Origin of the sequence: Roseomonas haemaphysalidis, assembly GCF_017355405.1 — a bacterium.
Lineage (GTDB): Bacteria > Pseudomonadota > Alphaproteobacteria > Acetobacterales > Acetobacteraceae > Pseudoroseomonas > Pseudoroseomonas haemaphysalidis.
In genome coordinates, this window is the sequence record NZ_CP061181.1 from 38,816 (window position 1) to 64,273 (window position 25,458).

Annotated in this window: 23 protein-coding genes and 2 pseudogenes; 10 read left to right on the top strand and 15 right to left on the bottom strand. The window is 63.8% G+C overall.

The features are described from left to right. Positions 1-354: 354 nt before the first annotated feature. The 4 genes and pseudogenes from IAI59_RS23245 to IAI59_RS22305 all read right to left on the bottom strand — a co-directional run. A pseudogene (locus tag IAI59_RS23245) lies at positions 355-690 on the bottom strand (transposase); the annotation flags it as partial. A 282-nt stretch (positions 691-972) separates the two neighbouring features. Beyond that, on the bottom strand, positions 973-1,434 hold the full coding sequence (locus IAI59_RS22295) for a hypothetical protein (RefSeq protein WP_207419860.1): 462 nt from the start codon (positions 1,432-1,434) through the stop codon (positions 973-975). 64 nt (positions 1,435-1,498) lie between these two features. Beyond that, entirely contained in the window at positions 1,499-2,488 is a 990-nt protein-coding gene (locus tag IAI59_RS22300) for a PGN_0703 family putative restriction endonuclease (protein WP_207419859.1), read from the bottom strand. A gap of 160 nt (positions 2,489-2,648) precedes the next feature. Then, entirely contained in the window at positions 2,649-2,831 is a 183-nt protein-coding gene (locus IAI59_RS22305; protein WP_207419858.1) for a hypothetical protein, read from the bottom strand. Between the two features lie 622 nt (positions 2,832-3,453). On the opposite strand from IAI59_RS22305, the gene IAI59_RS22310 reads away from it, so the two are divergent. Next, a complete protein-coding gene (locus IAI59_RS22310; protein WP_207419856.1) occupies positions 3,454-4,131 on the top strand; it encodes a uracil-DNA glycosylase family protein in 678 nt (225 codons plus the stop codon). Between the two features lie 45 nt (positions 4,132-4,176). On the opposite strand, the gene IAI59_RS22315 is transcribed toward IAI59_RS22310, so the two are convergent. Beyond that, positions 4,177-4,731, bottom strand: coding sequence for a cyclin-dependent kinase inhibitor 3 family protein (locus tag IAI59_RS22315; RefSeq protein ID WP_207419855.1), 555 nt, complete (start codon positions 4,729-4,731; stop codon positions 4,177-4,179). Continuing rightward, positions 4,728-5,699: an ADP-ribosylglycohydrolase family protein gene (locus IAI59_RS22320; protein WP_207419854.1), complete on the bottom strand. Its 972-nt coding sequence runs from the start codon at positions 5,697-5,699 to the stop codon at positions 4,728-4,730. The genes IAI59_RS22315 and IAI59_RS22320 overlap by 4 nt, the downstream gene beginning before the upstream one ends. A gap of 610 nt (positions 5,700-6,309) precedes the next feature. Here IAI59_RS22320 and IAI59_RS22325 point away from each other — a divergent pair. Beyond that, entirely contained in the window at positions 6,310-7,668 is a 1,359-nt protein-coding gene (locus tag IAI59_RS22325) for an SOS response-associated peptidase (RefSeq protein WP_207419853.1), read from the top strand. Next, positions 7,665-9,995 carry a transposase gene (locus tag IAI59_RS23505; protein ID WP_207419852.1) on the top strand — a complete coding sequence of 777 codons (2,331 nt, stop codon included), beginning with the start codon at positions 7,665-7,667 and terminating at the stop codon, positions 9,993-9,995. The genes IAI59_RS22325 and IAI59_RS23505 overlap by 4 nt, the downstream gene beginning before the upstream one ends. A gap of 351 nt (positions 9,996-10,346) precedes the next feature. On the opposite strand, the gene IAI59_RS22335 is transcribed toward IAI59_RS23505, so the two are convergent. Then, on the bottom strand, positions 10,347-10,721 hold the full coding sequence (locus IAI59_RS22335; RefSeq protein ID WP_207419851.1) for a HepT-like ribonuclease domain-containing protein: 375 nt from the start codon (positions 10,719-10,721) through the stop codon (positions 10,347-10,349). Then, positions 10,715-11,062 carry a nucleotidyltransferase family protein gene (locus IAI59_RS22340; protein WP_207419850.1) on the bottom strand — a complete coding sequence of 116 codons (348 nt, stop codon included), beginning with the start codon at positions 11,060-11,062 and terminating at the stop codon, positions 10,715-10,717. Before IAI59_RS22340 ends, IAI59_RS22335 begins: the two co-directional genes overlap by 7 nt. Positions 11,063-11,476: 414 nt before the next feature. Between IAI59_RS22340 and IAI59_RS22345 the strand changes: the two genes are divergently transcribed. From IAI59_RS22345 to IAI59_RS22355, 3 genes are all read left to right on the top strand, one after another. Then, positions 11,477-11,827, top strand: coding sequence for a hypothetical protein (locus tag IAI59_RS22345; RefSeq protein WP_207419849.1), 351 nt, complete (start codon positions 11,477-11,479; stop codon positions 11,825-11,827). Beyond that, positions 11,824-12,726 (top strand): hypothetical protein, encoded by a 903-nt coding sequence (locus IAI59_RS22350; RefSeq protein WP_207419848.1) that lies wholly within the window; start codon positions 11,824-11,826, stop codon positions 12,724-12,726. Before IAI59_RS22345 ends, IAI59_RS22350 begins: the two co-directional genes overlap by 4 nt. Before the next feature lie 149 nt (positions 12,727-12,875). Beyond that, positions 12,876-13,358, top strand: coding sequence for a thermonuclease family protein (locus IAI59_RS22355; protein WP_207419847.1), 483 nt, complete (start codon positions 12,876-12,878; stop codon positions 13,356-13,358). Between the two features lie 51 nt (positions 13,359-13,409). Here the strand turns inward: IAI59_RS22355 and IAI59_RS22360 are convergent, their stop codons facing one another. From IAI59_RS22360 to IAI59_RS22390, 7 genes are all read right to left on the bottom strand, one after another. Beyond that, positions 13,410-13,997 (bottom strand): PEP-CTERM sorting domain-containing protein, encoded by a 588-nt coding sequence (locus tag IAI59_RS22360; protein ID WP_207419846.1) that lies wholly within the window; start codon positions 13,995-13,997, stop codon positions 13,410-13,412. 262 nt (positions 13,998-14,259) lie between these two features. Further along, positions 14,260-15,519: a Y-family DNA polymerase gene (locus IAI59_RS22365; protein ID WP_207419845.1), complete on the bottom strand. Its 1,260-nt coding sequence runs from the start codon at positions 15,517-15,519 to the stop codon at positions 14,260-14,262. A gap of 1 nt (position 15,520) precedes the next feature. Beyond that, the gene (locus IAI59_RS22370; protein WP_207419844.1) at positions 15,521-15,928 is read right to left on the bottom strand and encodes a LexA family protein; all 408 of its coding nucleotides are present in this window, start codon (positions 15,926-15,928) and stop codon (positions 15,521-15,523) included. Between the two features lie 19 nt (positions 15,929-15,947). Next, the gene (locus IAI59_RS22375) at positions 15,948-16,199 is read right to left on the bottom strand and encodes a hypothetical protein (RefSeq protein ID WP_207419843.1); all 252 of its coding nucleotides are present in this window, start codon (positions 16,197-16,199) and stop codon (positions 15,948-15,950) included. Beyond that, positions 16,196-16,555 (bottom strand): hypothetical protein, encoded by a 360-nt coding sequence (locus tag IAI59_RS22380; RefSeq protein ID WP_207419842.1) that lies wholly within the window; start codon positions 16,553-16,555, stop codon positions 16,196-16,198. The genes IAI59_RS22375 and IAI59_RS22380 overlap by 4 nt, the downstream gene beginning before the upstream one ends. 532 nt (positions 16,556-17,087) lie before the next feature. After that, on the bottom strand, positions 17,088-17,318 hold the full coding sequence (locus IAI59_RS22385; RefSeq protein ID WP_207419841.1) for a hypothetical protein: 231 nt from the start codon (positions 17,316-17,318) through the stop codon (positions 17,088-17,090). Positions 17,319-18,919: 1,601 nt separating this feature from the next. Further along, the gene (locus IAI59_RS22390; RefSeq protein WP_237181261.1) at positions 18,920-19,474 is read right to left on the bottom strand and encodes a TetR/AcrR family transcriptional regulator; all 555 of its coding nucleotides are present in this window, start codon (positions 19,472-19,474) and stop codon (positions 18,920-18,922) included. A gap of 149 nt (positions 19,475-19,623) precedes the next feature. Here IAI59_RS22390 and IAI59_RS22395 point away from each other — a divergent pair, with 149 nt between their 5' ends. The 4 genes and pseudogenes from IAI59_RS22395 to istA form a co-directional block, all read left to right on the top strand. Then, a complete protein-coding gene (locus tag IAI59_RS22395; RefSeq protein WP_207419839.1) occupies positions 19,624-19,986 on the top strand; it encodes a darcynin family protein in 363 nt (120 codons plus the stop codon). A 921-nt stretch (positions 19,987-20,907) separates the two neighbouring features. Next, positions 20,908-21,930, top strand: coding sequence for a hypothetical protein (locus IAI59_RS22400; RefSeq protein ID WP_207419838.1), 1,023 nt, complete (start codon positions 20,908-20,910; stop codon positions 21,928-21,930). A 213-nt stretch (positions 21,931-22,143) separates the two neighbouring features. Continuing rightward, a complete protein-coding gene (locus IAI59_RS22405; RefSeq protein ID WP_207419837.1) occupies positions 22,144-23,943 on the top strand; it encodes a DUF262 domain-containing protein in 1,800 nt (599 codons plus the stop codon). Positions 23,944-24,207: 264 nt separating this feature from the next. Beyond that, a pseudogene (gene istA, locus IAI59_RS22410) lies at positions 24,208-25,458 on the top strand (IS21 family transposase); the annotation flags it as partial.

The following is a 25,458-nucleotide window of genomic DNA, read 5'->3' on the forward strand; positions in this document are numbered from 1 at the left end:
GATTGAACGGTGGGATGATCCCGGGCTGCCCGTCGGGCATCTACCGGCAATGTTTCGGGTTCGATGGCTAGGTCACTTGGGAACAGGCAAGCAGGTGTCCCTCGTCGTGTAGGTGTCGCGGAATAGTGGCCTGTTCCGGTAGTGATGCAATGTCTGCTTCTACTTCTCTATCCGACCTAACTTCAGCAAGCACGAATATCGTGGATGGATCGCGACCCGCGCTATCGTTCGGTTGGCGTGGGCGCATTAGCTTGACGAGCTCCGGTGCGCATCCACGTCGCAAAGGCGCGTGCGGAGGGAGCCTGGACATCGCACGAGGGGCGAACCAGCCTATTGTTGCATCCATCACGGCCGCCGTCGGCGAAGCGTCACGACCCACACGCTCGTGATCAGATATGGTGAGTGTATGGGCCAATCGTTTGAAGGTGCCTGAACGCGACAGATGCAGGAACCAGCGAAGCACTGGCCCGGACGGCGGGAAGTCGCGCGGCAGATGTACCCACGCGCAGCCTGTCCGAAGCACGTAGAGAATGCCATCGACGACAAGCCGCATCGGCCAGGACCAGGGACGTCCTGTGCGTGCTGCATGGGTAGGAAGGGCGCGACCACCGCCCACTCGGCATCGGTCAGGTAAGTTGCATAGAGCTGGGACTCGGATGCAAGCTGCACGCAGGCGGCAGGGGTCCACATAGGCTACCTCGAAGGACGTCAGACATCCTCCGAACGCGCATAACCCCCGCCGCTCACCCAACCCCAGCCGTTATGGAGTGGGCCCTAAAATGCGAGGCCTCGCCTGATGAGGCAAGCTTCAGTTGTTTGGCTGTAAGGTTCTCCCGGGATTCTCGACGATGATGCGGCCCTTCTCGACGTCCGGCGGTCTGGCCTGCCAGAGAGTATTGGGCTGCGAAGCACTGAGGGCGGGCTGCTCGCGTGCTACTTCGTGTGACTCGCAGCACCTTGCTACGCTTAGCCTCAGGGGGGACCGTGTGGGACGTCGCGGATGCTGACGTAGTGCTCGTCGCTGCGGACATCGAACGCGCCGTCCGGCACCCCGAAGTTGGCCCTGATGAGCGCGATGGCCGAGGCGTGCTGGATCTTGCGATCGGCGTAGATGACAAAGCGCTGCGTGGGCCGGTGAAAGATCACGCGGCCGCGCGGCCACTCCTCGTATTCCGACCAGGCCGGCGTCGTCAGCAGGCCGCGTCGCAGCAACTCGTCGGTCCCGAGCGCGGCGAGCGCGGTCCAATGTTCGTAGTGGGCGCCATGGGTGAGGAAGTCGCCATAGGGTTCGCCCTGGGCCAGCGGCACCCGGTGCCCCAGGAGGGCGGGGTGATCAGCAAAGGCGAGCATCCAGAAGATGCCGACATGCGGCTCGGATGTCGTGGTCGCGTGCGACGCTGCAGCGAAATGGTTGTGGTGCCGGGGTTGGGTCATGCGGTTGCTCCAGGGGGATGCGGTGGATCTGCGAAGGCAGGGATCGGCGGTTGGATCGTGGGGATCAGGCGGGACCGTCGAGGTGCTGGTCCAGCAGCGCGTAGGCGGGCGTGAAGTCGAGGTAGCGGGCGGTGATGGGGCCGGCAATCGCGGCACCGCCAGCCTGGTCGAGCTGAGCGAGCAGGGTTTCCAGGGTGAAGGCGACAAAGGACGAGGCGGGCGGTTCCGGGGATTGGAGCTGCGCCGTGTAGGCGGCCACCGCCTGCCAGATGTCGTTGTTGGCGGCGGGGGCGAGCACGACCACGCGCCCCTGCTGGTACGGGCCCTGGCGGAGCATGGCGGCGGCGAGGAGCTGCTGCCGCCAGAACTGGCCGAGCGTGCCACCGCGGAGGGCGGGCGCGTCCGGGTCGCGGTACAGCCCGGCAGTGCGGGACAGGTCGTCGAGCAGCGGCATGGGCGACGTCGCCAGTCCGCCGGGTGCCTCGGAGTACTTCATCTCGATCGCCAGGAAGGCGGGTAGGCCGTCCGGGGTGGTGCAGCGGACCAGCACATCAAAGGCGGTGTGGTCGCCGGTGAAGGCGGGATGGCCGCGGCCGGGAGAGTGCTCCAGCAGGATGCCAGTGACGCAGCCGACGAGGTCGGGAAACAACGGGGCGAGGGTGCGGGTGGCGAGGGCGAGGTCGTGCTTGAGCGGCAGGAACAGCGAGAAGGCCAGCGTCTGGCTGGACAGCAGGTTGCCCCACAGGCGCTGCTCCTCGATGACGGCACCGGGCTCGCGCCAGACGAGTTCGCGGCGGACGCGGGGGAGCAGGGCGGGATCGACGAAGTTGGCCCCGGCCTTGGCGGCACCTGGGGTGAGCATGCTGCCCAAGAGGCGGCGGCGGCCGGTACCGGGCTCGGTGGCCTTGCCGCAGGCGAGGCCCTGGCGGCTGCGCCACAGCGACTGCGCCAGGCGGGCCAGGGCGCGAAAGCGCGTATCAGTCGGCTTGTCGCAGTGGTGGGCGCGCAGCAGCGCGCGGGGCAGCAGCGGGACGGGGACGGGATCGTGACGCATCGGGGGCTCCGGCTGAGGGTGGCGCAGGGCGAAGGGCCGAGGATCCCGCACAAGGCGCGGCACGCGCCGGGGATGGCCGGGCGGCGCGGGCGGGACAGCTCCTGGGTGCTGCGTGGGCCGGCGGGCGGCCCGGAGACAAAAGGGTAGCGGTGCCGCGTCGCTAGTTAGCGCCGGGCGGCCGGTTCCGGGTCGGGGCGGGTGCCGGGGCGCGGGCCTCGCGACGCTGCAGCGCCTCCTCGACGGCCTCGCGGATAAAGGCGGCCATCTGGTTCTCGCCGACCAGGGCGACGATGCGCCGCTTGTGATCGCCGTTGAGGCGAACCTTGGTCTCTTCGAGATTCATCGGCGGGCGACCCATGCGAGACGGATAAACCGGGGACGGAAAGCCTGTCAAAGCGGCCTCGTAAGCGGGGACGTTTATTGACGATATAAAAGGGGACGCTTACGGTGTCCACACCCGTTTGCTTGGATGAAGCGTTGCCGCATGACCATCCCGGCTCCCTGGCGCCTGTTCGAGGCCCGCGCGCCCCGGACCACCCTGCCGCACTTGGCCGCCTGAGCGGCCCTACTGGCGCTGGCACGGCCTGGGGTGGCTCGGGACTGCCGCGGCTGGCCGCGGCGACCGTGCTGGGCGATCCGGTGGCCCTGGTGATCTGCGCCGATGCCGGACTCAGGCGCCGCCACGTCGCCGCCGTGCAGGCCTTCTAGGCGCTATGGCCCCGGCTACCGGAGGAGCAGCGAGCGGCGCTGCGACAGGATGCGCTGGGCTTCCACATGAGCATGAGCGCGACCGCGCCCCTCCGGCGATGATGCCCTGGCGGTGGCCTCGCAGCGCGGCAGTTCGTGTTTGACGGGTTCACGAATAAAGGCCGTCGTCACCTTCATGCCGACGAGGTTAATGAGGACATGCTGGAGCCTTGCACGGAGTGGCAGAGTTTCCTGCCAGACAGAACAGGGTCGTGACGATGGATGCGCTGCTTTCTGAGGTGACCTACAGCCACCTGCTTGAGCTGTTCGACGGGAATGGCGGTTCGTCCGCGTGCGGCGACGTCATGATGCCGGTCGGCGCTTGCCGAGGTGAGGGGCCGCGCGTCCTCTTCGTCGGGCAGGCGATCGGCGGAGGTCCGGAAGCGCCGATGCGCTCGGCCGAGGAGGCACACGCACGATTTGAGGGGTACGCGAACCTGATCGGAAGCGCCCGACCGTTCTGGCGCTTCATCCGGAAGACCCTGGAGGGCGCACTGCATCGCCGGACCGGGAAGGCGGCCTCCCTCGGACAGTTGGCGGAGCACTATGGCTGGACAAATCTCGCCCTCATCGGCAGCCCGTTGCCCAGCAGCAATCCTGACGGCGAACTGCTCGAACGTCAGGTGTCGGCCTGCCGGGACGCGCTCCGCGAGGCCGTCGAGACGATGCGGCCGACCAGCATCGTCCTGCTTTCCAATGAGTACGCGAGCCAGATACGCTCAGCCATCACGGGAAGTCCGGAGCAGGGCCGGCGCCGAGTTGACCCGTTGGTTCGGTCTCTCGACGTGATAGATGGCGTCGTCGACATTCCGATCTACTGGACGAAGCACCCGGGCTGGCTCAATCGCAACGGCCTGTTCGAGCCGGTATCGGCACGCCTCGCGCAGGAACTCTGATCGAGCGCCAGGACAGCCCAACTCTGCAGTCGCAATCGGAGCCGCTCACTCCTTCCCTGCAAGGTTTCGCGCGATGCGGAGGACGTAGCGCTCCTGCTCGGGCGTCTCCACCGCGCCTGGACGCACTGCCCGGATCGCCGCGATAGCCGCGCGTGGCGCGAGGCCGCGCTCGATGAGGATGCAGGCGGAGACGAGGCCGGCACGGCCTAGGCCGCCCTTGCAGTGGACCAGCACCCTAGCGCTGCTGTCGAGGGCAGCGTGCACCGCTTCCCAGACGGCAAGCCAGGATGCCTCCCAGGCGGGCGTGGGCGTCGAGACGTCCTCGATCGGAAGATGGTGCCACCCGATCCCGGCCTGCGCAAAGGCGTGACCGAGGTTGGGCACGCGGAGCGCGTGGAGTTCCTCCGAAGTGACGAGGGTGAGGACAGACGTGGCGCCCCAGGCGCGGATGGCCTCGATGTCCACGGCGAGGTCGCGTGACCAGGCACCAGTGGCAGCCGCAGCCTGCCACTTGCCGGGACAGAAGGTGATGCCGAGCGTGCCCCCATTGGGGCAGGAGACTGCGGCGATCTGCAGCGGGTGCGTATGGCTCGTCCTCATGAGGCGTCGATCCCACCGCGCATCCCAGCCCCGGCACCAGCGCGGGCGCCGGCCGTGATCAGGGAAGGAGCGAGGGCGGTGAGCCGGTCACGCCAGGCGAGGGGCTCGAGCCAACGGGACGGGATTGCGGCGTAGCCATAAAGCGCGCCGGCGAGCTGGCCGGTGACGGCCCCGACGGTGTCGGCGTCCTCGCCGAGATTGACGGCGAGGATCAGGGCATCCTCGAAGGTGTGGGTTTGGGCGATGGCCCAGAGGGCGGCCTCAATGGTGTGGATGACGTAGCCGCTGGCGCGGATGGCGCCGCGGCGCTTGCCCTGCCAGGAGCCGGCGGCGACTGCGGCGACTGCGGGGTGTCCAGACCAGACGCTGGGAGCGAGCAGGGTGCCGCGATCGGCCCCGAGGATCGCGGCACTGAGGAGAGCGACAAAGAGGTCACAGCTCTCGACGGCCTGGGGCGCGCCGTGGGTGGTGCGGCTTTGCAGACGGGCAAGGCGGCTTGCGGCAAGGGGATCCTGGAGCGCGAAGAGCGCGACCGGTGCCACGCGCATGAGGGAGCCGTTGCCGGCGGTGTCCTCGGCGGTGGGCCCAGCAAGGGGATCGCCGATGCGTTCGAAGTCGGCGAGGGCGGCGGCTGTGGTCATGCCAATGTCGAAGCAGGTGCCGGTGCAGGAGTGGGCGCCGGTGCGCCACCAGCGGACAAAGCCGTCCATGAGGTCGCGAGGGTCGAGGGTGCCGCAGCGGATCAGGCTCTCGGCCAGGACCAGGGCCATGCTCGTGTCGTCGGTCCACTGCCCAGGACGGAGGTTGAAGGGCCCGCCGCCGGTCATCTCGGTGTGGTGCGGGGCCTCGTCGCGGTCGGTGAATTCCAGCGTGGTGCCCAAGGCGTCGCCGACGGCAAGGCCGAGCAGAGCGCCAGTCGCGCGGTCGAGGAGGGCGGCATCGAGGGAGTGGAAAGGGGTGTGAGTCATAATGTCCTGCCGTGATGGTGCGGATGGCTTCGTGGAGCCGGGGCAGAAATGTAGTGTTGAGCGAGACAAAGGCGCTTCAGGAGGGGTGAGAAGCGGAGGTCTGTGCTGGTGCTCGTCGGATGGCTTGAAGGGCCCATCCGGGCGGAAGAATGTGATTTCGAGCCGCTCTTTCCAAACTGTTGGCAGGCTGCGGAAGGGTCGTTTTGACCATTTGTCTAGCTTGGGTGGTGTGCGGCTGTGGTGGGAGGAGGATCGAGGCTGGAGAGGGGGATCCAGGGAGATGCTGGGCGGTGCAGGGGAGGGGGAGAGGGTGATGGAAGCGTAGGGAATGATGGCGACGATGATGGTGAGGGAGAGGATGGTGGCGATAGCGTCGTGGCGGTGGTGGGAGGGTAGGAGGGTAGGAGGTGAGTAGGGGGGGGGTAAGTGGCGAGGGCGAGGACGGCGTAGTGGTAGTGTAGTGGTGTTAGGAGGGGGGGGTGCGAGAATATGGCGTCTTCCACACGCCTGAGTTATTGCATTTGCGCAGTCTCGAACCCTCACTATTGCATACCCGATGCAGCGTTTGGCAAGGGCTGACCGCCAGCACAGAGGATGCAATCATCGTTTCATGGTCGACCGCTACGTCTGCTCGAAAATGCCAGAGGCACTATCAAAGATATTCGCAACGACCGGCGAAGCCCCGAGCTTCGAGCCTGCTTGGAACCTGTCGCGTGACCGTGAAACACCTATAGTCGGTTTCAATAAGGAACATCAGACGCGCTCCTTAAAGCTGTACACATGGGGGTTGGTGCTGCAGCAAACGAGGCGACAGACCGAAAATGCGATGCCCCCGCTTGCCATAAAAGTGGAGGACATCTTCAGAGAAGATTCAAGATGGGAAAAACTTCTTCAATATAAAAGGTGCTTGATTCCAGCTGATGCTTTCTACTTGAACGCATTATTACCAAGCCGCACGCAGCCCTTTGCATTCAGGCGCGCCGATGGGCATGCACTGGCATTGGCAGGCCTATATACGGGGTCGAGCCGATCGTCTGGCGAAATCTTAAAGACCTTCGCGTTGATTACCGTACCTACCGACGATCTACCGTCGGAGTTTGGGCAGCAAGCCCGCATGCCCGTAGCAGTCGACATCGCCGACTGGCCGGCGTGGCTCGGTGAAGTAGACAGCGACCCCAGAACAATCCTATCGCCATGCGAGACAGCCTCCTTCCACGCTTGGCCGGTATCCCGCCGCAGCAATTGGTCAGCGAAGGACGGGTCCGATCTCCTTGAGCCGGTGATCGAGACATTTCCGGGAGATCCGCTACCCAGTTTCAAGCTCAGGTGCCGTGAGTTACGTCTTCTGAAGTCCAAGCTCGATATCATTGTGACACGATATCACCTGGATGATGATCAATCGCCTGATGATCGAATTGCCGATGCAACCATTCTGCAGCATCGCAATGCCCTGCGCAAAATCACAACCTCTTTCGCTGATCAGCTGGCAGTTGGCGAAAGCCTATTCGACACGCTGGGTCGAGCGAGAATCTCGACAAACACATACCGCGATGATCATGCAAAAGATGGATACGGGCGCAAGGTCGAACTCGCAGCCTTCTGCAACGCGGTGAGGGAAAATTTTGAAATATTATGCGCCTGGAAGGTGACGCCAGATACGTCCGAATGGATCGTTTCGACAGATCAAATATGGTCGACGAATGAGCGGCAAATATCAGGCGAAGTTTTCCAACAAACCAGGCGTGCGCAAGATTTATGGTTGCGCGAAGCTTACAACTGGCTTGACATCGCAAACGCTGCGGCGACCATCGGTTATGGACCGGAAGGGATGCACCTGGGGAAAGCTATTGAAGGCGCCATGCGACTTTCACCTAGCATCCTGAAAGGACTGGACGCGGCTGCTTCAAAAATTTGCTCTCAGATATCTAGTTCAGGGAGCGAGCCGGATACGTTTCAGGAACTGTCGTGAACACAGATATCAACGACAATCTTTGGAAGGACGTGGTGGCACTGCTTCCACCGGCGCCTGTAAAACCGAAGGGCGGACGGCCGAGCATATCGGACCGCATCGCTCTGGCCGGCATCGTTTGGGTCCTTCAAACTGGAAAGCCATGGAAGGACATCCCGGCCGTCATCGGCGGATCCGGCATGACTTGCCTGCGCCGCCTTCGCGACTGGCAGAATATCCCGGGCGGGACCACCTGGATCTGCATCGAGAAGCTGCTGCGCAAACATCTGCCTAGGGCATCGTCGCTTCACTGGTATCGGGTCAAGCCATTGCTGCCTCATGCATTTCCCCGGAAGCGTGCTGCTCGCCGGACGACTACTGCCGCCGTTGGGAAGGCTAGAAACGCATCAGCTCTGCCTTTCGGCGTGACAGAAACGCAAGAAGCAAATGATCTTCCCTTCGCAGAACTGGTAGGACTTTCGGCACACGCTTCGGAGGAGGAGGGAGAAGCGGCACCGATCGACTGGGCGGACATCCTCGGATCTGCATTTCAGGCAACGCTGCTGGAAGTTTCTTGTACAGAAGCCAAAAGGCAATCGATCAATCTGACGGAAATGCTCGGGCCAGAGAGCTTGGAAAGCTTAGAAAGCGATGGCGAGGCCGCGGAGGGAGGTAAATCGCCTATTGATCTTGAAGCCATATTGGGACCAGGGGACATCGAGAGACTGATGTCAGCTGTGGAAGAGGAGGCTCAGGATCAAAAGGATGTCGAGTTCGACGAAGCTTCTCTATATCAAAGTAGCGGCTCGGAGGAGCGGCCTGAGGGACGAGCATCTCGGTTAGTGGCTGAAAATGCTGACGACCAGAAATTGACGATATCGGATCTCATAAAGGTAGGTTTCCGGCCACCGTCTGACATTGAGGGTCTTCCTCAGGATGCTGAGGATCGAAACAAGATCAGGACGGCAGGGGACCATCGAGCTTGGGAACTCAGGGCGAGCGGATGGGGCGAGCCAGCAAGACCTACGCGTATCCTGCCGGGCCTCGGACCCCAAGGAGGGCTTCTCCGGGCGATGACTCCAACTCCATGGCAAGATGAAGCCATGGAGCAGAGCAGTCGGCCCGAGATCTACGTACAGCATCTGCCGAAACCCAAGGATTTTTATTATGGCGGTCGGCACGGCCCGGTAAGGCAACGGCTGCTAACGAATGACTTCCTAAAAGCCCCGTTACCCGCAGCATTCTTGGGCTGGAAAGACTTCAAGCGACTACACGACGCACTGTACTTCGCCTACCGACAAGGGCTCGTCATGAACGCGACCGTGACAGTGGCTTGGTTTCTCCTGAAACCATACGGACTTGACCTAACGGCGCAAGAGAAGGCTTTCGAGCGCTTTCGCAGAGATCTGGCTCGCTGGTTCGGACTTCAAAAGAAAGGACGCTGGCGTCATGGCATTGATGGTCCGGGTTCGCATTTCGTCTGGGTCCATGAGAACCCCCATCCGGCTGGAGAGAAATTCCATACGCACCTCCTGATACACGTTCCGCCGGATTTGGCAGCGAGCTTCAAGGAGTTTCTTCCGATGGCCGTGGCCCGCGCCGCAGGCCTCCGGCATGGCTTACCAGCAGAGGTATTGGCAAAACGGGTACGTCGACCGGATCATGATGCGCTTTATGGTCAGTGGCGTTGGTTCCACTATGTGACCAAGGGCACAAAACCTCATATGCGGCTACCTGCCCAGGCGGGATTAAACGGTCACCGGCTCGAACATGTCATGCACCATGGGTACCAGAACCCGGGAGCGCCGCCGGCAGGTTTGGGTGTCCACTACGTCGGCTGTACCCATTCCCTTTCACCACGTGGTCGTCAAACGCGATGCGCAGAAACAAAAGAGGCCGCTCCTTCAGTGCTGAGCGCGCAATGCCGCACGGGACAGATCGATATACGTCGGCTTTATCCGGGGTATGAGCATGGGCCGCGGCGCGGGCCCCTCAAGGCACAGCGCGCATCACTCCGGATATGGCAAGGGCGGGCGCCCACACCTGGAATGAAAATGAAAGGCACCTCCAAGCAAGTAAGACCCACCTCGATAGCAACGGGGTCGGTGATCTCAAGCGAACCTCAGCCGGTGCCTATCGCGGAGCAACGCCGAGGCAGGCAGTTTGCTCCTAACTTCCAACAGCGTCCCACTACTTCTGTGAGGCCTGAACCGAGGAAGTGTGAGGACGTCATCCGATCTAAATTGACGGGCAACGATGAGCTTTTGGCAGGGATGGCACAGGAGAGCAAACAATCCAAGATCTTGCGAGGCAAGCTTGCTAGCAGAGGTCGCAGCCCCAAAAAGTGAAGCCTCTACAGCTAGCCTACGGCGTGCAGGTAACAAAACCTCTACCAGAATGCGCAACTTGTGGGATTGTTTTCCTTTCTTAAAACTCTGATTTTTCTATCTTATTTTATTTTTTTGATTGAGCCGTTGGCCTATTAGTTAGGAACTGATCCATAGCGGGTGGTCAGGCTGGTCCATCTGACAGCAGGGCGTCCTGGGCCGCGATGTATCGGCGCAAGGTGTGGAATGCCGCTTGGATTGCTTGTTGCAGCCGCTCACGAGTTCGCAACCCCTGCACCGCAGGCTGCTGGTCAAACCTGTCCCTAGACCACAGGGCCAGGTCATCAGATCATCGTCGCGATCGCGCAGCCGCTAAAGTTCACACGCGGCCTCGCCCAGTTCCGCTCGCACCACCGCCAGCAGGGCCGGCATCTCGTCGACCACGGCCGGTCGCAGCCGGGGTAACTCCAGGCTGAAGTACTGATGCGAAACCATGTCGCGTAGCCCGGCCCAGCCGCGCCAGTCGATACCGGGATGGCGCGCCAACAAATCGGGTGGCAGCAGCTTCACTGCCTCGCCGATCTCGGACAGGGCATTTTTCAGGGCCCGGTAAGTGCGTCGATCCGTCTGGGCCAGGGCCGCGAAGCCCGCCTCATCCAGCCCGCCTGCAAAAGCGAGCGCATCCTCGGCAGCGGCACGGATATCCTTCAGCCGTTCCTGTACGCCACGCCGGCTCGCCCTCACCACGCTCTGACAGCTTCCTGCTCGGCCGCCTGCCGTACGGTCGGACGAAGCGCCTGCCGCTCCACCAAGTCGACCGGAGCTCCCAGAAGGTCAGAGAGTTCCGCGCGCAGCGAGGCCAGTCCGACGAGCGACAAAGACATCGTTGGATCAAGATCGGCCAGCAGATCGATGTCACTGTTTGGCTGAGCGTCACCACGTGCGACGGAACCGAATACGGAGAGCGTGGCAATGCCGCGACCTCGCAGGCTGTCCGTGTGGCGGCGCAGCTGACCCAGAACAGGAGCCAAAGCAGGAGCGGCGCCAGCCTCCTCATTCAGGAAGCGCTCAACCAGGGTGCCGACCAAGCCCTGAATCGTTTGGCCACGAGAAGCGGCCGCCGCCTTCAACCGGTCACGGGTGACGGGAGGTAAACGGACGGACAAAAAGGCCGGCGAACTGGGATGCGTAGAAGGCGGCATAAATCAGACTCCAAGCGCACATGTGCACGTTCAAGCCGGTTGCACAAGATTTTAAGTGTCTGAAATTTTTTGAAACGGGGCTCCTGACTGTCAACCGGTGTCCAATCTCCGGCGCCGATCCATACTCCTGTTACCCTAGCGCCCGGAGATCAGAGCGTGAACGAGGGCGGGCAGTGACCTTCGCCCGGCTTCCGCTTTAGGTCGCGCGACGAATGGCGGTCATTCCCGGAGCATACGACGATCCGGTGCAGGACTTGGTGATCGTATGACTCATTCGCGCCTTCCACCCCCGCATTCGAGGTGCTCACCGCCGCCGAGCGCGACCTGCTGCGCCGCAAACTCTGCGTGCGGTTCGGCAGCCCGCCCCGGCTGGTGGACGGCCTGCACCTGCGGGTTTGGCGCACCGGGCCGCTGGCGGGACAGCCCAAGGTGCCGGCGGCGCTGCACGGCATGGTGGAGCGCGGGCTGATGACGATCACCGCCGGGTCCACCCGCATGGCCCGGGCGCATTTTACCGAAGCCGGCCTGACCGCGCTGCGCTGGCTGGCCGCCCGGCGCCGCGACCTGGACCCGGCGCAGTTCGCGCATGTCCACCAGGAGCTCGGCTTGGCAGTGGCGCCGGCCGAACCACCCGGCCACCCCGGCGTATGACAGCGCGCACGGCTGCGCGGACAGATCTAAGGCAGGCCATCGCCAGCCTGTTGCGACTGGCCAATGCCGATGCGCGGGATGCCCGCACGCTAGCCGGGGCGGGCGGCACCCGCAACGCCGCCAGCCTTATGCACAGTGGCAACTCTCGCCTGACCGAGGCCGTGGTGGCATCCGAGCAGGGTGACATCAGGCCGCCCGACCTCCGCCGCATCGACCGCCGCAATCCGCTGAAGCCGGCGCTGCGACAGCTCGACAAGTTCTACGACACCCCGTTCACCCTGGAGCCGGAGGGGTTTCTGCCTGACCCACCCTCCGCCGCCTCCTTGCGCGAGCCGCTCGACACCCTGGCCGAGGCGCTGCAGCGCGCTGTAGCGCATTTTGGCGTCGATCTGGACGGGGCTGGCCCCGCGGCAACCACCGACCCGCTGCGGCCTGCCGTCGACGCGACACCCCCTCCCGCGCCGGCGCAGAATGCGCGCCGTGCTAGAGCAGCCGAGGCACGCCGCAAGCGAACCGCGTCGGCAGCCTCGCCACCCAAGGTCGCTGCGGCGCATGCGCCGGAGCCGGCCCCCCACCCCGCTTCAGCGGGACTGACCTCCAACCGCTTCTGGGCGCTGGTCGATCGCTGGCCGCTGTCCGACCTCGAGGCGCTGCAGCTGATCGGCCATGCCGGGGGGCTGACGCAGAAAGGCACCCGGCCTCGCTTCAAGCTGAGCGACCAGGAGGCCGAGGTGATCTCCGCCATGCTCGCCATCGACGCGCACTGGCCCAGCTCAGCCTCGATCCCGCGACGTGGCTGGCCAAACCACTGCGTCCGGCGCCATTCCAGGGTGCGGCGCCGCTCGACCACATCCGGGCGACCCGGCTGCAGGGCCTGCGCGACAGCAGCCGTTACCTGACGCAGATGGGCCTCCGCCTGTCGCTGCAAAGCGATTGAACAGCGAGCCCAGCGTGGCTTGGTGCTGATGCGCTGGTTGCTGGGATCGGCGTGCTTCAGCAGAGTGGCGTTACGTTTCGGCTTGGGGACCTCTGTTGTACAGAGCGTCCCATGTCTTTCCTCTCCCGTGCCGCCCTCGTCCTCTGTCTGCTGACCTCCACGCCGACCCTGGCGGAGGAGCTGCGCGGCCGCGTGGTGGCCATCGCGGATGGCGACACCCTGACTCTGCTGGTGGATCGCCGGCAGGTAAAGGTGCGGCTGGCCGAGATCGACACGCCGGAAGCCCGGCAGCCCTGGGGCACCCGTGCCCGCCAGGCCCTGGGTGCCCTGGCCGCCCGCCAGGACGCCCGCGTGGTGGTGATGGACGTCGATCGCTACGGCCGCACCGTGGGCCGGGTCTATGTCAACGGCGTAGACGTGAACGCCGAGTTGGTCCGCGGCGGCCATGCTTGGGTATACCGGCAATACCTGCGCGATCGCTCGTTGCTGCCGTTGGAAGCCGAGGCCCGGGCCGCGCGGTGTGGGCTGTGGTCGCTGCCAGAGCGCGATCAGGTGCCGCCCTGGGCATGGCGGCGCCAGCAGCGGCAGAACTGAGCGCCGTAGAGCACACAGCGGAATCGCCCGCCATGCACTCCAAGCTTGTCTTCAGGCCTTGCGGCGGCGGACCATCGCCAGGCCGGCGAGGCCAGCACCGAACAGCGCGATCGACATGGGTTCCGGCACTGCCGTCAGGGCCCAGGTGCCGGTCACCGTGCAGTTCTGATCAGCCAGACGGCACGGGGTCTCGTCCTGAGACACAAAACCGCTGGCCGAAGCTCCTGTGCCGCTGAAGTTGGTCGAGAAGCTGTCACCCAGGTAGAAGAAGCTGGACGACAGCACCTGGCCCGCGCTGTCCACCTGCAGGTTCATGTTGATGACCCCACGCAGGAAGTAGGGCGACACGGACTCGCCCGACCCACGGCCACCAACCGAGATGCCAATGAAGCGATCAGTGGACAGGCCCGGATTGGTGCCAGGCAGGTTGTTCGCCGCCGCGCTGCCTGCGCTCGGCCCGCCGCTCAGGCTGAAGCTCTCGCCCACCTCGTTGTAAAGTTCCACCAGCACCGTCAGCGTGGGCGAGGGCGCGCCCTGTGTCGTGCCCGTGAAGGTATAGATGACGTTGGCCTGGGCCGAAGCGAGCGGCGCGCCAGCGATTGCGGCCATCAGGCCAGCAGCAGCAAAAATCGACTTCATGTGTATCCCCTCCCGGAATCCAGTGAGAGGTGCAAAAGCTATGCCTGAGCAATAAATGGTTCGTTTTCACCGCGTTATGGTGAGTGGACTTTCTGCAGCCAGCGAAGGTGTAAAGAATATTAACTGTTACGTTATCGTACGCCTAATGCTTGCTGTGTGCTGGCAACTTTGCCGCCAAGGCAATGGCAAACGCGTCAAATGCCTTCCTCCGGCACTCCTCATCGCGTTGCCTGCTGGTGGTCTGGCCTCAGTGGCAGTGTGATCAGTAGGCCAGCACCCGCAGGATATCCTCCAGCCGCGTGGTGTAGCGCGGTGACAGCCGCTGCGCCCGGGTCGCCCAGTTCCGTGTGAAGCCCGTCGCCGCCACCCTGAGCGTCCCCCGCCCGTAGCGGGCGTTGATCGCATCCATCACCCCCATGGTCTTGGCCAAAGCCTGAGGGCTGCGCGTGGCGAACAGCCGCTGCTGCTCGCCCGCAGGCACCAGGTCGTTGAGGACCACCCCCGCCTTGGCATAGCGGAACCCGTCCCGCCATAGCGGCTCCAGCAGCCGCACCGTCTCGCTGATCAGCGAGCGCGTGTCGCTGGTCGGCTCCATGCGGCAGGCGCGGCTGGCGCTATACTGTCGTCCCTGCTCATGCGGGTTGGTGTGCAGGAACACCGACAGGTGGCAGGCTTCCAGCCCGTCGGCCCGCAGCTTCTCCGCTGCCCGGGCCGCGTAGGCCGCGGCCGCCTCGCGCATGTCAGCCCAGGTGGTCACCGGCCGGCTGAAGGAGCGCGTACAGGCCAGCCCCTTGCGGGTGGCCGCCAGCAGCTGCAGCGGCAGGCAGGACACGCCGCGTAGTTCCATCTGCACCCGGGCGCCCACCACCGTCAGGCCGTCGCGCACCGCCCGAGCATCCAGTGCGATGAAGTCGGCGATGGTCTCGATGCCGCTGGCCTTCAGCTTCTCGGTGGTGCGCCGGCCGATGCCCCAGACCTCGTCCACCGGCAGCCGGCGGTACCAGTCGGTGCGCACCTCTGGATCGGTGAGGTCGCACAGCCCGCCTAGTTCTGCGTGGTCTTTGGCGATGCCATTGGCCAGCTTGGCGATGGTCTTGGTCGGGCCCCAGCCGACGCAGGTGGGGATCTTCGCGACCTGCCGCACCTCCCGCCGCAGTGCCGCGCAGAACACCGTGAGGTCGCCCGGCAGGTCGAGGTCCAGGAACATCTCATCGATGCTGTAGGGCTCGACCCGGGGGACGCGGGACACCAGCACGTCGTACACCCGCCGGCTCATGTCGCCGTACAGGCTGTAGTTGCTCGACAGCCACTGCACCCCGCGCAGGTCGCGCCGGTCACGCACCAGATGCCAGGCGTCGCCCATTTTGATGCCGAGCGCCTTCGCCTCGGGGGTGCGGGCGATGGCGCAGCCGTCGTTGTTGGACAGCACCACCACGGGCTGCGTTCGGAGGGTCGGGGCGAAGGCGCGCTCGGCGGAGCAGTAGAAGCTGTTGCCGTCGATCAGGCCATAGACGGCGGGCATCTCACACCCGCTCGCGCACCAGGCTGGCCACCACAGCCCAGATTTCGGCCTCCTCGCCCAGCAACAATGGATCGCGGTCGGCTTGGCCGGAACGCAGCCACCATTGGCCGGCGCGCCAGCGCAGTTGGCCCAGCAGCACCTCGCCGCCGATCATGATGATGGCCACCACGCCGGAGCGCGGCTCGGCCGCGGCGTCGACGATCAGCACGTCGCCGGGCAGGATGCCCCGCCGGGCCAGGGCTTCGCCCAGCACGCGCACCGGGTAGCGGTTGGGCCGGCGCAGATCGAGCACGTCGGACAGGTCGATCGGCCCCTCCAAGTGGTCGCCGGCGGGGGACACGAAGCCGGTGGTCTCGGCGCCGGTGTAGGCGCCCTCCGGAGGGAGGTCGGGATGACGCGGCGGGGTCATGCTGCGCGCTCAAGCGGGATCAGGGTGTGCTGAAGCTGTGCCCGATCCCGCGACCCACGGCCTTCGCCTGGGCCAGGAGTTCGGGCAGGGCATCGAGCGGGCCGAGCGGGGCGCGGGACAGCGCCACCACCGGATCGCCCATCAGGGTCATCACCTCGAAGTCGAGTTGCCCGTCCTCGGTGAGCGTCACCCAGCAGCGATGCGGCAGAAAGGCCGCCTCAACCTGCTGCCGCACCGCTTCAGCCTGTGCGGCATCGAAGGGCGCGGTCACAGCCGCAGGACCGCTTGGCCGAAGGCGTCACGCGCCGCCATCAGGGCGCCGAGACTGCGCTGGTGCAGCTTGGCGCTGGCGGCATCGCCGGGCTCGATCTCGCTGCCCATATCTTCGGCTGCCTCGACGCCCTCGGCGAGCTGGCCATGCACCTCGTCCAGCAGTTCGCGCAGGTCATCCGCCTTCATGGTGGTGGCCCAGCCGCTGAGCACGTCGGCGGCCTCGCGTGTCAGGCGGCCGGCGTCGAAGCCGCGGGCAATGAGGCCGGAGATGCGCTGCAGGGCTTCCTTGGCGGGATCGGCAGGTGGGCGGGGGCTGGGCGGCAGCGGGGGCTGACGGCGGACGGGCTTGGCCATGGCGGGGGACTCCATGTACGAAGCCGATCCTATAACCAAGAACGAAAAGCGAACAAGCCTTAAGCGCGACCACGTGATTTGCGCTCAATGAAAATCTTATCGAGGCTCTCGTGACGGTTGTGGGGGCCGTCGCCCATCGGCGTCCGGGGGGACAGCGAGGGGCTGCCGCCGCCTGGACATTAAGCGTCCAGGCGGCGCGCAGGAGGGCGATGAGACCGAGGCCCACAGTGGGAACAGCACACCCAACTGTCATGCATAAGGAAAAGCCGTCACCGTGGCGGCCAGAATGCTCGCATGTTCAAATCGAGGGCGCGTATCATGATGCGTGGCACCAGTGCCGGCTCTGTCGCCCCCCGCCGCTGGCACGGATGCACTGCAAGCGGCCGCTATCTGGCCGTGTCGGCGGGCTGGGGGGCGAGGCAGCTTGTCCCATGCATCGATCACAGATGAGACCGGCACGACGACACTGTTGGCATTTGTTCGATGAGAGTGGTGCCCCAGCGGTGCACAAAGGCACAAGCATAGTTGCTTGCTAATCCGGGAAAGCGCGCATCCGGTCGGCAAGATCCAGCAAGGTCGGACGCAGAGCGGGAAACATGAAGCCGTATCCCGCAGTCATGTCGGCCGGATGTTCGTTGCCATCTGGAAAACCTGAGCGCCAACGCAAGCCCATGGCCAGCAACGACAGCGCGGTGGCAACATCAGGCTCAGCTTCGGCTGAGCAACTCTCCACGATCTGCGCTGCATCACGGAAGCCTATCACCAGACTCTCACCGATCCGTTTTTACGCCGCCACAAATTGAGCACGGTCGCGATCGAATCGTTCTCACAAAAAGACGTGATCTGTGCGGCTGATGATATGAATCATTGGCTGAGGCCGAGCTATTGTTCGTCTGAATTTGAGCGCCAGGGCCGCGCTAAGAGTTCTCGCGTCTCGAACTGGAACAGCTTCAGGTAAGCTTCAGTCGACAAGGCTGGGATGGTCAGTTGAATACCCAGGCCGCTGTGCGACGGCCGACTCACAATCATCCAATAGAACTGGTTACCGAACATGAACCGGCATCGCTCGATCAGTTGCCGGCTGAGCACAGGGCAGCCATCGGTATCTGTAGCGGTGAAGTAGGGGTCCAAGTCGAACGAAACCGCATCAGAAATGATTGATGACGGAGCCAGCATGAGCGTCACAGTTCGCAATGAGAGGCGTATTTATGGCGATGGTGAGAGGCACCAAAAGACAGAATTTTACGCCTGCAGAAAAATTATGGCAGAGACGCCTTGAGCAAGCCATGACCTTCCATACCGCTGTGCGTCTCTTGGTCCTACTCGGCGTCACGACCCAAGGCCTTCTGTCTTACACCTACCGAAATGAGCTTGCCGCTCTGGGTCGCGGCTATACAGGTGGCCTCGGCCCGGAGGTTGGGCTGCTCTTTCTGGCGCCTGCTATTCTAGGGCTTGGAGGCGCGGCTGCAGCGAGAGCCCTCCATCGCCGTGGATCACGGTGGGCCTGGGTCGTGGTGGTTGTGCCGCTGGCCATCCTACTGTTGGGATACAGCACGGTGCTGTATCTGACCGTTTATCCACCTCCTATGCCCGGTGGTAGTGAGGGGCTTCCCCTGTGAGTAGAGGGGGCAGCAGTTGAAAAGATATTGTGGACATCGGGCATGCCGCTTCCGTCCGCTCTTCGTCTCATGAGCTTCTTTCTCGTGATCAGCGACGCCGGCTCGGCCATCATAGGCGTCATCTCAATGAGCGCTGCCACCTCCACCGCCGGTGGGGCCGATGGCTCTATGGGCATCCTGCAGTGCTCATGAGTGAGGCGCTCCGATCCAGTGGTGGCAGCATGTGGGTCGGGGGTCATTGCCGGAAGCGAAAAAAGCCTGCACTTACTTAGTCGGCATGCGGGCACGCATGTCGCCGATAGCGGCCCCGAGCGGGGATTGTTCGGGCCACTCGCTGCCTGGCAGGCTGGTTCTGCCGGGCAGCACGGCCCGGCAGCGCACGATAACTTCACAGGGGTGGCTCACGAACCAGCAGCGCGCGTGGTGACCTATGAGTTCGACATAGATCGCAGGACGTCCGCCAGGTCGCGGAAACTTCCCATTATCGGGCCTGAAAACCTACTGTCGGGGTCTGAAAAGGGTAAAGAGTGGTCGTAGCTCCTACGCGGAGCGAGGCTTGCACCCGCCCCTGAGCCGTTTCCCCATCTCGGCGAGACAATTTTAGGAAAGGCGACCTGGGAACAGATTTCGGGAAAGCAGCACCTGCTCTTGTTCATCTGTCCTGCCTAGGAAGTCAGCTTCCCGCTAGGCCTTTCTAGTCGGGAACGCTGAATCAGCGCGCATTCTTGGGTTTGATGAATAGCCGTCAAGCCTCGACGCTGTCGGGCATCGACAGATATCCAAGCACGGCGCGACGAACCCGCACTATGAGCGGCGCTTGTCCCTCCTCGCCCCGTTCGCCAGCGGCATCGAGCATTCCTCGAATGATCGCCAGAACGTCGCCTGTGGCGGACGGCATGTTGGACTGTCGAGGAAGGTCCGGCCGGCTGAGAACGTCTGCCAAGAGCGTCACGATCTTCGCCCTTACAAGCTGCGTGTCAGCATCGAGCGGTAAGCGCGCTTCCTCGAAATCAAGCAACCGTGCCAGGCGAGGGCGACGCACCTGGTGTCGAACAGCGGCTTCGATGACACCATCGAGAGCCCCCCGTCCTGTAGCTACCATGCTCGCAGCCTCGACTTCCTCGACAAGGCGGGATGTTTCGCGGGCGATCAGCGCGCCGAGCAGCGCATCCTTGTCGGGAAAATACTGGTAGAGCGTGCCGATGCTGGCGCCGGCCAGTTCAGCCACCGCGTTCGTAGTGAAACCACCATGCCCCTGCTCCTCTAAAATGCGAGCAGAGGCTTCGATGATCGCGTTCACGGTGTGCTGCGCGCGCGCCTGCCTTGGCTGTTTGCGTGGGCGGGTGCGCTGGTCTTGGGGCTGTGCGGTCACGGGAGCCAATGCGAGTAGCTAAGGTGAGCGTATGCTCGCATCTTCCTGGGCACAAATCAATGAAGCAAGGACGCATCATGGATACCCAACCCACCCAGTTCGAAGCCGCCCTTACGACGTTCTTCATGGTCAAGACCTCGTCGGAATGGCTGAGTTTTACGTTCGAAACCCGACTGGAGCACGCCCGCGAGACCTTCCAGCCCATCCTCGATGAGTTCAAGGGACGGGTCCGGCTCAAGTGGTACGACGTTGAGTTCTACACGGCCAAGATCAGCGATATCTGGATGATCGAGTCAAAGGATCATCACAGCTACCAGCTCTTCTGTGAGAAGCTGCGCGAAACGCCGTTTTGGGACCGTTTCTTTCTCGTTCATGATATATTTCCAGGTGAGCTGAACGCCTGGGCGAAGAACTACGAAGTCGAAGCCCTCCAATCATAGAGAGATAAACGATGTAGGCCACTCCGTTGTGCTACTCCGCTCAACGCCGTTCATGGGTAGAGCAAAGCTGCATCCTCATGCTCCTGGCATGACGAAAGGTTCCCAAAACTTGATCCTTTTTTTGGGGAAGTCGGCGCATCGTTAGGAGCATGGCCAGAGTCATTTTTGGGCCGACAGCAGCCGGATTGAGGCACTCGCTGATCGACAATCTGCTAAGCGCGCGATTGGGAAGTTATCGTACTTAACTGCTTGTCAGAAATTCCTAGGAAGGGCAATCAGCGGCATAGCCTCCCTTGCCACTGCGCTGTGAACGCCCATGGCTGCCAGGGGCGGTTTAACCTCCAACGGCCCCGTCAAGACCGGTCGCTGCGGTCGCCTCTCCCTCGCTCTGCGCGTACCACAGGGAGGCGTAGAGCCCATGGCGACGCAGCAGGTCATCGTGACTGCCACGCTCGGCTACCGCGCCGGTATCGTGATGCGAGCCCACACAGGCCTTTTCGACAATGAGCCGGGTGTGGAGATCGCGTTTGGCTCTGCGCTCAAGGCCTTCCGTGCTCAGCGCCGCCAACGCACGTGGCGGGATGGCGACGTCCGGCGGCGGATCAGACTGATGACGTGCAACGGCCCGATACGGTGGTCCAGCACCGACAGGGGGGGGCGCGGAGGGGGCCAGTCTCGACCACTAGGAGCTTGGAAAGCGCCCATTCTCCGTCCGTCAGCAAACCTTGCAGCAACGGCGCCTCCGTCCAGAAGGCAGCCATAACTCGTCTCAGGGTCAGGGCGTGAACCGCCTTTGTCCACGCCGCCTGAGCTCCGGTAAATAATGACGAGGCAAAAAAATCAAAGAAAGTTTTTTTCGCCATTGCCATGTCCGATCCAGCTCCCTATAGATAAAAGGGCATCGAAACAGGAAAAATCATTATGACCTCTGAATCCTCCCCGCCCTTTCCCCGCGACAATCATGGATTTGGCCTTCTCCATGAAGAGGTCGCCATGAGCCTGGAGCAGGGCTTGATCCGCCTCGGTGAAGCGCTCTCACTTGTTTTTGGCGAGGCAGCGACCCATGCTGCGCTGCGCGCATTGCTGAGTGACGCCTGGAACGAAGACCACAAGCAGCAGCTTCTTGAGGTGTTCGATCGGGTTGGATGGCGCGATTTCCTTGAAGAGCAGTTCGGCAAGTCAATCGATACCATCGAGTTGACAAAGATCTGGCGGGACGGCGCTGAGTACGCTGGCCAGGGCCTTTCGACCGATAGCTTCCTGGAGGAGCGGGTTTCCCTGAAGGCGCGAGAGGACCGGGTTCAGTCCCTCATGGCGCGTGGAGAGATCGCCCTCTCATGCGCATCGAGCCTCGTCGGAGACAGCCATCTTTACATCTGGAAAGGAGTAGCCGCTCGCGCCGCGCTCGACTTTGGGAAGCCCGTGTCGCTGGAAGGCCTGCGACTGCTGTCAGGCGTAACCCCCGCTGCCATCCGGAACGCGATCAGCATCGGGGAACTGCATCCCGACGCGTCTGCCGAAGTCACTGTGGAAGAGGCCAGGGCTTGGCTCGCTCGTCGCCGGGAGTTCTACCCATCCCGCTGGAAAATTCTTAAGGATGCCCAGTGGCCCTTCGATCCCGATGCGGCGGCCGAGCCCGACGACACGGGCATGATCCGAGTGCCGCAGGACGTGGAGGGCACACCTTTCCTGCCCCAGCACGTCGTCCGCTCCGCGCGCGGAGGCACTGGCCTCAGTGTCACCATCGGCGCCAAGGGCGCGGAGCAGCAGCACAAGGATTTCTACGAGGCGTTGCGGGCCCTGACAAAAATGGAAGTGGCCCGCTGGCGCCGCCGCAACAGTGTCGGCAATTGGGGCATCGTACGGGCACGCGGCGCCTGGGTGGCGGTCAGCAAAGCTGAGATTGACCAGCAACTCGCGGAGATGCGGGCGGAGGCCGTCTGATCCGGATCGTCGCGGCGCGTTGTCAACGCGTCGTGTGCCCGCGGCGCCCCTGAGGGTCCCAGCGTCTTGCATCCAGGCGCGCAGCGCCTCCATGCAATGAATATCCCAGCGTGGCCTGGCTGAGACATCGCGCGCCGCATTTCGTTTTGAAATAGCAATTTACAGCTAGCTATCAAGGCCTACTAGGACTGGCCTGATCAATGGAGACCCTCCATGCAGCCTGAATACATCAACGTGGGCGATCTGTTCTCCCGTGAGAACGTCTTCGCTGTCCCGCTGTTCCAGCGCCCTTATGTCTGGGACGAGGACCGCTGGGAATTGCTCTGGGATGATATCACCCGGGTGACCGAGGAAACCCTCGCCGCGGCACGCGCACCGCGCCGCCACTTCCTTGGATCGATCGTCGTGCAGCAACGCCCGAATGGCGTTGCCCAGGTACCCCGCCGCGAGGTCATCGATGGGCAACAGCGCCTGACCACACTGCAGGTGTTGCTCAAGGCGGTCGCCGACGCACTCGAGGCCGACCTGGTGACGGCGGACACGGCGCTGCCCTTCGCCACCCTGCTGCGCCACCCTTTCGCTATCAAGACCGATGTGGAAGGATCCTACAAGGTCTGGCCGACCAACGTGGATCGTCCGGCCTTCCGCGAGGTCATGGACGGCCTGGCGCGACGGGGCGTGAACGCCGAAGACCGGTTCTTCGCCGCCTATCGCTTCTTCCGCGGCAAGGCGGAGGCATGGATCGTCGCCACGGGCGATTATCCGGAGATCCGCGCCCGCCGGGCGGACGCCCTGGCGCGGTCCTTGCGGCAGCATCTCTGGCTCATCGTGCTGAATCTTGCGGAGGACGATCAGGCGCAGGTCATCTTCGAGACGCTCAACGCGCGAGGTACGCCGCTCACCCCGGGCGACCTCGTCAAGAACCTGCTGATGCGCCGCGCGCAGGAGGAGGGCGCGCCCGTCGCGGCGCTCTATGAGAAGCACTGGCGCCATTTCGACGACGATAGGATCTGGCAGCAGAATGTCGGCGCCGGCTACACCGCCCGGCCGCGCCTCGACTTCTTCCTGCAGCAGGCGCTCACAGTTCTGACCAGCCAGTCGATCCCGATGACGCAGGTCTACGACTCCTTCGCCGCTTATCTCGCGGCAACACAGGGTGGGACCACCGCTACGGAACATCTCGAGCGGATCAGTACCCTGTCGCTGACGGCACGCCGGATCTTCCTGGCGGAGGAGGATGACGCTGACCGTGCCCTCATCGCCGCTGCCCGCATCCGCGCCATGGACTTCTCGACTGCTCTGCCGGTCCTGATGGTGCTGCTGACGGATCCGAAGCGTGATCGCGCCGACGTCGCGCAGGCCGCCATCTGGCTGGAGAGCTTCCTGGTCCGCCGCATGGTCTGCGGGCTCAACACCGGGATGTATGGTCTCTTCTTCGTCGATGTCATGAACGGCGTGGCGAAGGCCGGATGCGCCTCGGACGCGGTTAGGACGATCTTGGCGCAGGAGCGCTCGGACAGCACCCGCTGGCCCGACGATGAGGAGTTCGGCCACGCCTGGCGGACCTACCCGCTGTACCGCACCCTCAAGCGCGGCCGCCTGAACATGATCTTGCGCGCCCTGGAGATGTCGCTACGCGATCCCGAGCTCACCGATCCTGTCGCGGTGCCACGGACCCTGACCATCGAGCACATCCTGCCGCGACAGTGGAAGCCGTGGTGGCCACTGCCGGCGGGCGCCGATGGCGGGGCGGCGGAGCGGCGCGACGAGATCCTGCACACCATCGGCAACCTGACGCTGGTGAAGCGTAAATTGAACGAAAAGCTCAGTAATGCCCCCTGGAACACCGGGGACGCCGAGTGCAAGCGGGCAGCCCTGCGCCAGCACGGGATGATGCGGCTGAACGCGACTCTGGGGAGCTGTGAGTTATGGGATGAGGGTGCCATCCTCGACCGCGGTGATCATCTGCTCAGCCAAGCCATCCACATCTGGCCACGACCGCTCTCCCGTTGAAGATAAAAATGAACATGGCTGAGTGTAGAGCGATTACGATCCCATTGTGGCTGGTGGAAGCCTGACGCGGCTTTCTGTCCCATGGCGACGTTGCGTGTGATGGGACAGTCTGTGATCGGCGTGGAAAATTTGGACGCCGATTGGTACGTAGGGCCTTCAATGTGGATCGGCGTGGAAGATTGACCCCTCTGGCGGGGTGATCGGCGTTCAAAACTGACCCCCCAAATTTGAGATGCTGCCCCTCCTCAGAGGGGGAGCGGGGGGATGCTGACGGTGGACATGATGGCCCGGGTGCGTCGGGCGCATTTCGTGGACGGCAAGTCGATCAAGCAGATCACGCGCGAGCTGGGTCTGGCGCGCAACACGGTGCGGCGGGTGCTGCGCTCGGGCGAGACAGCCTTCACCTACGAGCGTCAGGTGCAGCCGCGGCCCAAGCTCGGAGCCTGGACGCAGTTGCTGGAACAGCGGCTCAGCGCCAATGAGCGGCTGCCCAGTCGCGAGCGGCTCGATCTGATCCGCGTGTTTGAGGACCTGCAGCAGCAGGGGTTCACCGGTGGCTACGATACCGTGCGCCGCTACGCCCGGGCGCGACAGCGGCAGCGTGGCACGGCCACCTCAGACGCCTATATCCCGCTGAGCTTTGAGCCTGGCGAGGCGTACCAGTTCGACTGGTCGCAGGAGGTCGTGGTGCTGCATGGCGCCACGGTCGCGGTGCGGGTGGCGCAGATGCGGCTGTGTCACAGCCGGATGCTGTTCGTGCGTGCCTATCCGCGCGAAAGCCAGGAGATGGTGTTCGATGCGCATGACAAGGCGTTCGCGTTTTTCCGCGGCACCTGTCAGCGCGGCATCTATGACAACATGCGTACAGCCGTCGACGTCGTCGGGGTTGGGCGCGAGCGACAGTTCAATCGCCGGTTCCTGCAGATGTGCAGCCACTACCTGGTCGAGCCAACGGCCTGCACACCGGCCTCGGGCTGGGAGAAAGGTCAGGTGGAGAACCAGGTCGGCCTGGTGCGAAACCGGTTCTTTAAACCACGCCTGAAGTTCGCCTCGCTGCATGACATGAATGGCTGGCTACTCGAGCAATGCGTGCTTTACGCCCGCAGCACCCGCATCCCGAGCGCCGCGACTGCCCGGTGTGGGAGATGTTCGAGCAGGAGCGTCCGGCCCTGGTGCCCTATGTCGGGACGTTCGACGGGTTCAACGCCCGCACCTCAGCTGTCTCCAAAACCTGCCTCGTGGCCTATGACAAGAACCGCTACTCGGTGATGGCGCAGGCGGTCGGGCGGCCGGTCGAGGTGCATGCCTATGCCGAGCGGATCCTGATCCGCCAGGACGGACAGGTGGTCGGCGAGCATCCGCGCTGCTTTGGCCGCGAGCAGATCGTCTACGATCCCTGGCATTACGTGCCGGTGCTGGCGCGCAAGCCCGGTGCGCTGCGCAATGGTGCCCCGTTCAAGGGTTGGGTGCTGCCCGGCGCTCTGGGCCGTGTGCAGGGGCGGCTGCGTGGCAGCG

Bases quoted from the DNA above. Each gene is read 5' to 3' on its own strand.
- IAI59_RS22295 (WP_207419860.1), bottom strand. From the start codon at position 1,434: ATGACCCAACCCCGGCACCACAACCATTTCGCTGCAGCGTCGCACGCG.
- IAI59_RS22300 (WP_207419859.1), bottom strand. From the start codon at position 2,488: ATGCGTCACGATCCCGTCCCCGTCCCGCTGCTGCCCCGCGCGCTGCTG.
- IAI59_RS22305 (WP_207419858.1), bottom strand. From the start codon at position 2,831: ATGAATCTCGAAGAGACCAAGGTTCGCCTCAACGGCGATCACAAGCGG.
- IAI59_RS22310 (WP_207419856.1), top strand. From the start codon at position 3,454: ATGGATGCGCTGCTTTCTGAGGTGACCTACAGCCACCTGCTTGAGCTG.
- IAI59_RS22315 (WP_207419855.1), bottom strand. From the start codon at position 4,731: ATGAGGACGAGCCATACGCACCCGCTGCAGATCGCCGCAGTCTCCTGC.
- IAI59_RS22320 (WP_207419854.1), bottom strand. From the start codon at position 5,699: ATGACTCACACCCCTTTCCACTCCCTCGATGCCGCCCTCCTCGACCGC.
- IAI59_RS22325 (WP_207419853.1), top strand. From the start codon at position 6,310: ATGGTCGACCGCTACGTCTGCTCGAAAATGCCAGAGGCACTATCAAAG.
- IAI59_RS22350 (WP_207419848.1), top strand. From the start codon at position 11,824: ATGACAGCGCGCACGGCTGCGCGGACAGATCTAAGGCAGGCCATCGCC.
- IAI59_RS22355 (WP_207419847.1), top strand. From the start codon at position 12,876: ATGTCTTTCCTCTCCCGTGCCGCCCTCGTCCTCTGTCTGCTGACCTCC.
- IAI59_RS22360 (WP_207419846.1), bottom strand. From the start codon at position 13,997: ATGAAGTCGATTTTTGCTGCTGCTGGCCTGATGGCCGCAATCGCTGGC.
- IAI59_RS22365 (WP_207419845.1), bottom strand. From the start codon at position 15,519: ATGCCCGCCGTCTATGGCCTGATCGACGGCAACAGCTTCTACTGCTCC.
- IAI59_RS22370 (WP_207419844.1), bottom strand. From the start codon at position 15,928: ATGACCCCGCCGCGTCATCCCGACCTCCCTCCGGAGGGCGCCTACACC.
- IAI59_RS22380 (WP_207419842.1), bottom strand. From the start codon at position 16,555: ATGGCCAAGCCCGTCCGCCGTCAGCCCCCGCTGCCGCCCAGCCCCCGC.
- IAI59_RS22395 (WP_207419839.1), top strand. From the start codon at position 19,624: ATGGATACCCAACCCACCCAGTTCGAAGCCGCCCTTACGACGTTCTTC.
- IAI59_RS22400 (WP_207419838.1), top strand. From the start codon at position 20,908: ATGACCTCTGAATCCTCCCCGCCCTTTCCCCGCGACAATCATGGATTT.
- IAI59_RS22405 (WP_207419837.1), top strand. From the start codon at position 22,144: ATGCAGCCTGAATACATCAACGTGGGCGATCTGTTCTCCCGTGAGAAC.